Source organism: Hydrogenophaga sp. (assembly GCF_051007235.1).
Lineage (GTDB): Bacteria > Pseudomonadota > Gammaproteobacteria > Burkholderiales > Burkholderiaceae_C > Hydrogenophaga.
In genome coordinates this window covers 1-9,881 of the sequence record NZ_JBPCSJ010000465.1, presented here as the reverse complement: position 1 = coordinate 9,881, position 9,881 = coordinate 1, and the positions used below count along the sequence as shown (strand labels likewise).

Below are 9,881 nucleotides of genomic sequence, written 5' to 3'. Positions count from 1 at the left end.
GGGCTTTGGTGCGGGTGCCGCTGGGCTCGCGCGAGGTGCTGGGCGTGGTGTGGGACTGCCCGGCCACGCCGCCCGAAGGGCTGAGCGAAGCCCAGACCAAACCGGTGGCCGGCGTGCTGGAAGGGCTGCCACCGCTGAACGAGCGCTGGCGCCAGCTGGTGCGGTTTGCGGCGCAGTACTACCAGCGCAGCCTGGGCGAGGTGGCCCTGGCCGCCCTGCCGCCGCAGTTGCGCGAGCTGGACGCCGAGCAACTGGCGCGGCGCCTCAAACGCCGGGACAAGAAAGCCCAGGCGACCGAAGCCACGACCCCGCAGCCCGTGACCGGCCACGACCTGAGCGTCGAACAGGTGCAGGCCCTGCAGGCCCTGGCCGCAGCGACGGAGCCGGTGCTGCTGTACGGCGCCACCGGCAGCGGCAAGACCGAGGTGTATTTGCGCGCCACCCAGGCCGTGCTGGAAACGCCCACACCCGACGGCGAGGCGCCGACGCAGGTGCTGGTGATGGTGCCGGAGATCAACCTGACGCCGCAGCTGGAGGCGCGTTTTCGCGAGCGCTTCGAGCCGGCCTTTGGCGCCGGCAGCGTGGTCAGCCTGCACAGCGGCATGACGCCGGCGCAGCGCCTGGGCAGCTGGCTGGCGGCGCACACCGGGGCGGCGCGCATCGTGCTGGGCACGCGCATGGCGATTTTTGCCAGCCTGCCGGGGCTGCGGCTGATCGTGGTGGACGAGGAACACGACCCCAGCTACAAGAGCCAGGAAGGCGCGCGCTATTCGGCGCGCGATCTGGCGGTCTACCGCGCCAAGGTGGAAACAGAAGCCCTGACCAGCGAGGCGCTGGCCGCCACCGGGCAGGCCGCTCGACAGCCTTGCCGCTGCCAGGTGGTGCTGGGCTCGGCCACGCCGTCGCTGGAGAGCTGGCACGCCGCCGAACAGGGCCGCTACCAGCGGCTGGACATGCCCGGGCGCATCGGCGGCGGCGCCCTGCCCCGGCTGCGCCTGGTGGACATGAACCACCAGCCCAAGGGCGCGGCCATCGCGCCGCCGCTGCTGGCCGCGATGGAAGAGCGCATCGCCCGCGGCGAGCAGTGCCTGGTGCTGCTCAACCGCCGCGGTTACGCGCCGGTGCTCTCGTGCGACGCCTGCGGCTGGAAAAGCGGCTGCCCACACTGCAGCGCGTTCCGCGTGTTCCACAAGCTCGACCGCACGCTGCGCTGCCACCACTGCGGCTTCACGCAGCGGGTGCCGCGCGCCTGCCCGGACTGCGGCAACCTGGACATTGCGCCCGTGGGCCGCGGCACCGAGCAGGTGGAAGAACAGCTGGCCCAGCTGCTGCAGGACGTGAAGCGCCCCGACGGCGCGCCGGTGCGCGTGGCCCGCATGGACGCCGACACCACCAAGGCCAAGGGCAGCCTGGAGGCGCAGCTGGCCGCGCTGCACAGCGGCGAGGTGGACGTGCTGGTGGGCACGCAGATGGTGGCCAAGGGGCACGACTTCCGCCGCATCACCCTGGTGGCCAGCATCAACGCGGATGCTGCGCTGTTCGCCAGCGACCACCGCGCGCCCGAGCGCCTGTTTGCGCTGCTGATGCAGGCCGCCGGCCGCGCCGGGCGCGACGCGCAGCACGCCGGCGCGAGCGAAATGTGGGTGCAGACCTGGCACCCGGAGCACCCGCTGTTCGCGGCCCTCAAACGCTACGACTACCCGGCCTTTGCCGCCGAGCAGCTGGCCGAGCGCGAGATCGCGGGCATGCCACCGCACGGCTTCCAGGCGCTGGTGCGGGCCGACGCGCGCACGCAGGCGGCGGCGCAAGCCTTCTTGAACATCGCGGCTGAGCAGGCAGAGGGCCTGCCACACCGCGACGACATCACGCTCTACCCGGCGGTGCCGCTGACCATCCAGCGCGTGGCCAACGTGGAGCGCGCCCAGCTGCTGGTGGAAACGCATTCGCGCGCGGCGCTGCAGCGCTTTCTGGGCGCCTGGCAGCCGGTGCTGCACGCCTGCCGCAGCGCGCCCGAGGCGCGCGGCCTGGTGCGCTGGGCGGTGGATGTGGATCCGCTGAGCTTGTGAGGCCCCCACGCTCCGCCGCTGCGCGGGTCGCTGCCCCCCCAGGGGGCTGACCTTGCTCGGGGCGGCCCTTCGCTGCGGTCTGTCGGCCTCCCACGCTCCGCCGCTGCACGGGTCGCTGTCACGAGGGTTTCACAGTGGGCAGCGAACATGCGTCTGTGCTTGATGTCCGACACAGAACGGACGGCACATTCCGGCCACCCTTGCGGTGGCCGATCCATTGGGGAAACCGACAGGATCAGCCGATCTGGCGCGTGAGGTAGCTGCCGTTGGGGATGCGCGCGGCCGCGAAGAACTCGGCTTCGCTCAGGCCGTCGATGAGGTAGCGCAGGCAGCGGACCACGAAGCCGTGCGAGACCAGCAGCACGGTCTGGCCATCGTGCTGCGCGCGCAGCCGCTGCAGGCCGCGCTCCACACGGTTCACCACGGCACGGGTCGATTCGGCGCCGGGTGGCTCTTCGTCCCAGCGGTAGGCGGCGTTGCGGGCCGCCAGCTCGGGGTAGCGCTGCGCGGCCTCGGCTTCGGTGAGGCCTTCGAACACGCCGAAGTCGCGCTCGCGGAAATCACCGTCCAGCCGCAGCGGCAGGCCCAGGCGCTGCACCGCGGGTGCCGCGGTCTGGCGGGCGCGCAGCAGGGGCGACGACACGATGGCGTGAATGCCATCGGGCAGGTCGAGCGCCAGCCGCTGACCCTGGGCCAGGCCAGCGGCGTTCAGCGGCGCGTCGATGCGGCCCTGCCAGCGCTCTTCGGTGTTGAGGTCGGTCTCGCCGTGGCGGGCCAGCAACAGGGTCAGGGCCATGGCGTGGTCACTCCGGCACGCCGGCGCCGCTCAGGTGCAAACGGCGGCTCAGCGGAAAGCGGGCGAAGTCCGCATCAAAGCTCACCAGCCGCAGGCCGGCGGCTTCGGCGCTGGCGGCCAGCCAGGCGTCGGTCCACAGGCGCGCAGGCAGCGGGGTGTTCCCGCTGCCGATCCAGCCGGCGAGCACGGCGTCGGCACTTTCGGCGTCCGCGGCAAAGCCCACACCCTCGGTCTGACGCAACTGCTGGTAGATCGCATGCGCGTCGGCCAGCCCGAGCACCCCCTCGCCCATCAACTTGGGCTGGGTCAGCAGGCGCACCAGGCCCAGCATGGTGGAGCGGCAGAACCAGATGCGCGGGCCCAGCGCGGGCACGGCCTGCTGCTGCTCCCAGTACGCGCGCGCGGCGGCGTGGTGCGGGTGTTCGGCCACCACCAGGGCCAGCCACACATTGAGGTCGGGCAGGTCACCGCCCAGGCTCTGGCCCCAGGGCGGCTGCGGTTCGGTGGCGCGCAAGCGGGTGGATCTCACTGGATCACCCTCCGTGCTGCGCACGGCGGGGCTGAGCGCCTTCGGGGCGGCCGGGCGGCGCTCATCACTCTTGCGCGAGTTCGCTGAGGTCGGCGTGGTTCAGCGCCGTGGCGGGCAGCGCCAGCGGCCGCCCCAGCCGCACGGTGGGCAGGCCCACGGGCGCGGGCGCAGTGGTCACGGGTTGCACCCTCAACCCACGCTCCACCAGCTCCAACACCAGTTCGCGCAGGCTGCGGCCTTCCAGCGCCGCACGCGCCTTGAGGTGGCGCATCAGCTCGTCGGGCAGGTCCAGTGTGGTTCGCATAAAAGCATATTAATGCCAATGCACATCCGGTGCAATTCGAAAAAAGCACAAAAAAGCCCCCGGACCAGAAGTGGCGCCGGGGGCAGTGGGCAGGAAGCACCTGCCTGATCAACCCATCACTTTTTGATGTCGAAACGGTCGAGTTCCATCACCTTGGTCCACGCGGCCACGAAGTCGCGCACGAACTTGCCGCCGTTGTCACTCTGCGCGTAGACCTCGGCGATGGCGCGCAGTTGCGAGTTGGAACCAAAGGCCAGGTCGACGAGGGTGGCGGTCCACTTCACGGCGCCGGTCTTGCGGTCGCGGCCTTCGTAGGCGTTGTCTCCGGCCGGTTTCCAGGCGGTGGACATGTCCACCAGGTTGACGAACAAGTCGTTCGTCAGCTGGCCAGCACGCTGGGTGAACACGCCGTGCTGCGAGCCGCCGTGGTTGGCGCCGAGCACGCGCAGGCCACCGACCAGCACCGTCATTTCGGGCGCGCTCAGCGTGAGCAGCTGCGCCTTGTCGAGCAGCATCTCTTCGGGCGAGACGCGGTACGCGGCCTTGCGGTAGTTGCGGAAGCCGTCGGCCTGCGGTTCGAGCACGGCGAAGGACTCGGCGTCGGTCTGCTTGGCGGTGGCGTCGGTGCGGCCGGGGGTGAAGGGCACGTCCACGCTGTGGCCGGCGGCTTTGGCGGCCGCTTCCACACCGGCGTTGCCGGCCAGCACGATCAGGTCGGCCAGTGACACCTGCTTGCCGCCCGCGGCACCGGTGTTGAAGCCGCTCTGGATGACTTCGAGCACCTTGAGCACCTTGGCCAGCTGGGCCGGCTGGTTGACCTCCCAGTCCTTCTGCGGGGCCAGGCGGATGCGGGCACCGTTGGCGCCCCCGCGCATGTCGGAGCCGCGGTAGGTGGAAGCCGATGCCCAGGCGGTGGACACCAGTTCGCTCACCGTCAGGCCACTGGCCAGCACGCGGGCCTTGAGCTCTTTCGCGTCAGCCGCGTCGATCAGCGGGTGCTGGACGGCGGGCACCGGGTCTTGCCAGATCAGGTCTTCGGCCGGCACTTCGGGGCCCAGGTAATTGGCCTTGGGGCCCATGTCGCGGTGGGTCAGCTTGAACCAGGCGCGGGCGTAGGCGTCGGCGAACTCGTCCGGGTGGTTGAGGAAGTGGCGGGCGATCTTCTCGTAGGCCGGGTCGAACTTGAGGGACAGGTCGGCCGTGGTCATGTGCGGCGGGTGCTGCTGGCTGGGGTCGTGGGCGTCCACGATCATGTCCTCGGGGTCGACGTTTTTGGCACGCCACTGGATCGCGCCGGCCGCGGTGGTCATCTGCTCGTAGTCGTACTTGAACAGCACCTTGAGGTAGCCCATGTCCCACTGTGTGGGGTTGGGTTTCCAGGCGCCTTCGAAGCCGCTGGTGGTGGTGTCGCCGCCCTTGCCGGTGCCGTGCTTGTTGATCCAGCCGAAGCCCATGTCTTCCATCGGCCCGGCCTCGGGCTCGGGGCCGACCAGGGCCGCGTCACCGGCGCCGTGCATCTTGCCGAAGGTGTGGCCGCCGGCCACCAGGGCCACGGTCTCATAGTCGTTCATGGCCATGCGGGCGAAGGTTTCGCGCACATCGCGGCCAGAGGCCACCGGGTCGGGCTTGCCGTCCGGGCCCTGCGGGTTCACGTAGATCAGGCCCATCTGCACGGCGGCCAGCGGGTTTTCCAGGTCGCGCTCGCCGCTGTAGCGGCTGTGCGGCTTGTCGCTGGTGGCCAGCCACTCTTTTTCAGCGCCCCAGTGGATGTCTTCTTCCGGTGCCCAGATGTCCGGGCGGCCGCCGGCGAAGCCGAAGGTCTTGAAGCCCATGGTCTCCATGGCCACGTTGCCGCAGAGGATGAACAGGTCGGCCCACGAAATGCCGTTGCCGTACTTCTGCTTGATCGGCCACAGCAGGCGGCGGCCCTTGTCGAGGTTGCCGTTGTCGGGCCAGCTGTTGATCGGGGCGAAGCGCTGGTTGCCAGTGTTGGCGCCACCGCGGCCGTCGGCCGTGCGGTAGGTGCCGGCGGCGTGCCAGGCCAGGCGGATGAACAGGCCGCCGTAGTGGCCGTAGTCGGCGGGCCACCAGTCCTGGCTCTGGGTCATCAGGTCGGCCAGGTCTTTCTTGAGGGCCTTGAAGTCCAGCTGCTGGAACGCTTGCGCGTAGTCGAAGTCCGGGTCCATGGGGTTGGACACCGGCTGGTGCTGGTGCAGGATGGACAGGTTCAGCTGGTTGGGCCACCAGTCGGCATTGGACTGCGCGCCGTGGGTGGCGCGGGCACCGCCGGCGGCGTGGAAGGGACACTGGGCTTCGGTATTCGGGTGGCTCATGGCGATCTCCTGGGGTTGAAACAAAACGGCGGGGGGCCGGGGCACTCAGCGGGCCTCGGCCAGGGCGGCGAGGGCCTCGATCCAGCAGGCGCCGAGGGTGCTGGCAGCATCGAACATCTTCATGACAGGCTCCGTGTGGGTGGGAGCCCAGACTTTAGATTCGATCTATCAAGAAGTCGACTCAATTGATCGAATCAATGCGATAGCGCACGCCAATGCGGCGGCGCAGCACCCCGGCCGGCGCTCAGGTCAGCAGCGTGACGGCACCAGAAAAGCTGAAGAAGGCGGCGACCGTGGTCACCAGGATGATGCGGGCGATGCGCCCGTTGTCCGCGCCCAGCCGCTCGGCCAGCAGCGAGACGTTGCTGGCGCTGGGCAGCGCGGCCACCAGCACCATGACCGTCAGGGCAAACGGGTCCAGTGGCAGGCCCAGTTGCCGCGCCGCGGTGCCCACCGCCAGCACCAGCAGTGGGTGCAGCAGCAGCTTCATCAGCGCCACCGGCAGGAAGTCGCCCACGGGCATGGGGTGGCTGCTCTGGATCTGCGAGCGCGCCAGCACCGCGCCGATGGTGAACAGCGCCACCGGCGACGCCGCATCGGCCAGCAGCCAGGTGGTTTTTTCCACCGGGCCGGGCAGGCGGAACTGGTAGAACGAGGCCACCGCCCCCAGCAGGATGGCCCAGGGCATGGGGTTGGCGGCCACGCCTTTGAGCGCCTTCTTGCCAGCGTCCACCATGGCGGCGCGGCCGTGGCCTTCGCCTTCGTCCAGCCGCGACAGCGCCACGCACAGCGAACTGGTGATGACCATGTCCACCAGCATGGTCAGGATGGTCGGCCCCGCCGCGGCCGGCCCCAGCAGCGCCACCAGCAGCGGCACGCCCATGAAGCCGGAATTGGGGAATGCCGCCACCAACGCCCCCAGGGACGCGTCGTTCCAGCGGATGCGGCTGTTCATGGTCATGACCACCGCAAACGCCACCATGACCAGGGCGCACAGCAGGTAGACGCCGGCCACCGCCGCGTCCAGCAGCGCGGCAATGGGCGTGGTGGAGCCGAAGCGGTAGAGCATGCACGGCAGGGCGAAGAACAGCACGAAGCCGTTGAGCCCGGGAATCGCTTCGATCGGCAGCATGCGCCGGTGCGCCGCCACGTAGCCGGCGAGCACGAGCGCAAAGAAGGGGAAGGTGACCAGCAGGATGTTCAGCACGGGAAGCGATTGTGGCAGTAGGCGCCGCCGGTCGGCCCGCGCGCGCCGCCCGCGGGTCGTCGGTGCGACAGCGCCTCAGGTCGGCGTGTCAGCGGCCGATCAGACACAGGACGTTAAGCTCGCCGGTTACAACTGGACACTCAAGACACATCTTCAGGGACATGCCTTCCATGCGTCTGCCACGTTTTTTGCCGCGCCCTCAACCACACCCCCGACCGCGCCCGCTTCTGTTGGCCCTGGGCGCGTCACTGGCCCTGCTGGCCGGCTGCGCCGGCCCCAAGTACACCGTCGACGACGGCCGCGCGGTCAACCCGGTGCTGCTCGAGCAGATCGGCCTGTACGGCAAGGGCGAACAGGTGCTGCGCCCGGCCATCCGCCGATCGGCCGAACTGAACGACCCCGAGTGTGACCGCCAGTGGGAGTTGCCGTTTGCCCTGGCCAGCAGCAAGGGCTGGGACGAAAACGACCGCGTGGCCTGGGTGCGCGCCCTGGGCGTGGACGAACGCCTGACGGTGGTGGCCCACAGCGCCGATTCGCCGCTGAAGAAGGGCGACCGGGTCACCGACATCGACGGTTACACCAGCGGCGACCCGGCCGACCTGCTGGAGCGCCTGGGCCGCCTGCGCGACCGCGGCGACGCCTTCGAGCTCAACACCAAGAGCGGCCAGCCGGTGAAGGTGCAGCCGTTCGAGGTGTGTCGCGGCTACGCCCGCCTGGCCCCGCCCAACACGCCCGAGCTGCAGGACTACCACTGGCTCATGAGCTACCACCCGCTGGAGCTGGCCCGCACGGACATGACCGAGGACGAAGCGCTGTGGACGGTGCTGTGGACGCAGGGCCTGTCGGAAGAAGGCGGCGCCCGCATGAAGACCTACCACTACGGCACGTCCATCCTCAGCTCGCTCTACACCGTGGCCACGCTGGCCTCGGGCCTCAAAGGCGCGGCCATGGCGGCCGAAGCGGCGGTGAGCGCGGCACAAAAGGCCGCCGCCACGGCCGCGACCGAGATCCTCAAACAGCAGCTGATCGACCAGGCCAAGAGCTTTGCGGCCAACCGCATCCGCGACCAGGTCAGCAAGAGCGTGCAGTCGCTCACCCAGGCGCAGGTGGTGGCCAGCATGCAGCAGGTGGCGGCCAACCGCGGCCTGCTGGGCGGCATCTCGCGTGTGGCGGCCACCACGTTCGACCAGGCCGACGGCTGGGCCTACGCCCGCATGAAGCAGCTCAAGGCCGATCCGCTGGCGGGCTTCCGCCTGCACCAGAAGCTGCTCGAACGCAGCCTGCTGAGCAACGCCATCGCGCTCGACCCCGAACGCATGGAAGGCCTGCAGGCGCTGACCGAAAAAGATGGCCGAAAGGACGAGGTGGTGGCCATCCTCAAGGGCATCCGCCCCGAGACGCTGGACTTTGACGTCGGCGACATGCCGCTGGCCTCGGCCCCGCAGGCCTTCAGCTACGACGAACTGCCCAGCCGCGGCCGCGACCCCTACGCGCTGGGCCTGGTCGAAGCCATGCTGGGCATGGCCGACAACGCCATGTCCGGCGCCATGCCCACCGGCATGCCCAGCGCCACCAGCCGCTGAACGTTCGTCCACCGCCTGCGCCCTGCACCCCACACCAATTACCCACACCCCTTCCCGGTACCGCTTTCTGCCAGCCCCCGACGCCATGCCACGCCACACCGCACCCCTGCTCCGCCTGTTGCCCACCGCCGCCGCCGCCTTGCTGGCCCTGTGGGGCGGCATCGCCCTGGCCCAGAGCCCCACTCCCGAACCCGCTGCCGCTCCGGCGGCCCCCGCGCCGCTGGCTGCGGGCAGCATCGCGCCACCGGTGGTGACCAGCGTCACCGCCGACCCCATGGCCGCCATGCCCACCGCGGCCCCGGCCGTGCCTGGCGCGGCGCAGGACACCTGCGCCAGCGTGAGCGACCGCGCCATGGCCAGCGACCTGCGCGCGGCGACGGCCCAGGCGCAAAAGACCGAGAGCACCCAGCTCGCGCGCCTGGTGGACGAGTCCATCGCGCTGTGGACGCTGGCCGTGCAGCGCTGCGAAGGCCGCGGCCAGGAACGCGCCCGCCGCAACCTGGCCGACAGCGAACGCAGCCGCCAGGCCATGGCCAGCCAGCTGGGCGCCAGCCCCGCCTGCACCGCCGGGCAAAAAGACGCTGGCAGCCTGCAAGAACTGGCCCAGCAAGCCGTGCGCGAACGCCGCTGGAGCGACGCCGCCGTGCTCTACCGCAAGGCCGAAAACATGTGGGACGTGACCGCCGAGCGCTGCGCCGGCGAAGCCCAGCAGACCGCGCTGCAGCGGCGCGACCAGACCGCCACCGACGCCCACAACGCCGAACACTGCGCACCGGTGTTCGAACAGGCGCGCAACCAGAGCCAGGCCCTGCGCCGCACCGCGGGCGACCGCAGCAGCCCCGAGAAACTGACCCAGTCGCAAGCCGCCGAAACCCTGTGGCGCCAGGCGCTCAACCAGTGCCGCGGCGCCGCGCAGGACGTGGCGCGCAGCAACGCCGACCAGATCGGCCGCGACCGCGGCACGCCCTGGGTGGCCACCGCCGTGCCCGGCGCCCCGGCCGTGGTGGCGCTGGCCGCCGCCCCGGCGGCCGCGCCCGCACCTGCCGCCACCGCAGCCCCCGCG

Annotated in this window: 8 protein-coding genes; 3 read left to right on the top strand and 5 right to left on the bottom strand. The window is 70.6% G+C overall.

Features of this window, described 5'->3' with window-relative positions:
• The first annotated feature begins 5 nt into the window (after positions 1 to 5).
• Positions 6 to 2,066, top strand: coding sequence for a replication restart helicase PriA (gene priA / locus ACR2JA_RS16540; RefSeq protein WP_434010170.1), 2,061 nt, complete (start codon positions 6 to 8; stop codon positions 2,064 to 2,066).
• A 235-nt stretch (positions 2,067 to 2,301) separates the two neighbouring features.
• Here the strand turns inward: priA and ACR2JA_RS16535 are convergent, their stop codons facing one another.
• From ACR2JA_RS16535 to ACR2JA_RS16515, 5 genes are all read right to left on the bottom strand, one after another.
• Positions 2,302 to 2,862, bottom strand: coding sequence for a histidine phosphatase family protein (locus ACR2JA_RS16535; protein WP_434010169.1), 561 nt, complete (start codon positions 2,860 to 2,862; stop codon positions 2,302 to 2,304).
• A 7-nt stretch (positions 2,863 to 2,869) separates the two neighbouring features.
• Positions 2,870 to 3,391, bottom strand: coding sequence for a TA system VapC family ribonuclease toxin (locus ACR2JA_RS16530; protein ID WP_434010168.1), 522 nt, complete (start codon positions 3,389 to 3,391; stop codon positions 2,870 to 2,872).
• Between the two features lie 64 nt (positions 3,392 to 3,455).
• A complete protein-coding gene (locus ACR2JA_RS16525) occupies positions 3,456 to 3,695 on the bottom strand; it encodes a hypothetical protein (RefSeq protein ID WP_434010167.1) in 240 nt (79 codons plus the stop codon).
• Positions 3,696 to 3,811: 116 nt separating this feature from the next.
• Entirely contained in the window at positions 3,812 to 6,028 is a 2,217-nt protein-coding gene (gene katG / locus ACR2JA_RS16520; RefSeq protein ID WP_434010166.1) for a catalase/peroxidase HPI, read from the bottom strand.
• A gap of 244 nt (positions 6,029 to 6,272) precedes the next feature.
• Positions 6,273 to 7,235: an AEC family transporter gene (locus tag ACR2JA_RS16515; protein WP_434010165.1), complete on the bottom strand. Its 963-nt coding sequence runs from the start codon at positions 7,233 to 7,235 to the stop codon at positions 6,273 to 6,275.
• A gap of 230 nt (positions 7,236 to 7,465) precedes the next feature.
• Between ACR2JA_RS16515 and ACR2JA_RS16510 the strand changes: the two genes are divergently transcribed.
• The gene (locus tag ACR2JA_RS16510) at positions 7,466 to 8,818 is read left to right on the top strand and encodes a hypothetical protein (RefSeq protein WP_434010164.1); all 1,353 of its coding nucleotides are present in this window, start codon (positions 7,466 to 7,468) and stop codon (positions 8,816 to 8,818) included.
• An 85-nt stretch (positions 8,819 to 8,903) separates the two neighbouring features.
• On the top strand, positions 8,904 to 9,881 hold a 978-nt coding region (locus ACR2JA_RS16505), incomplete at its 3' end, for a hypothetical protein (protein WP_434010163.1).

Bases quoted from the DNA above. Each gene is read 5' to 3' on its own strand.
- ACR2JA_RS16525 (WP_434010167.1), bottom strand. From the start codon at position 3,695: ATGCGAACCACACTGGACCTGCCCGACGAGCTGATGCGCCACCTCAAG.
- ACR2JA_RS16535 (WP_434010169.1), bottom strand. From the start codon at position 2,862: ATGGCCCTGACCCTGTTGCTGGCCCGCCACGGCGAGACCGACCTCAAC.
- katG (WP_434010166.1), bottom strand. From the start codon at position 6,028: ATGAGCCACCCGAATACCGAAGCCCAGTGTCCCTTCCACGCCGCCGGC.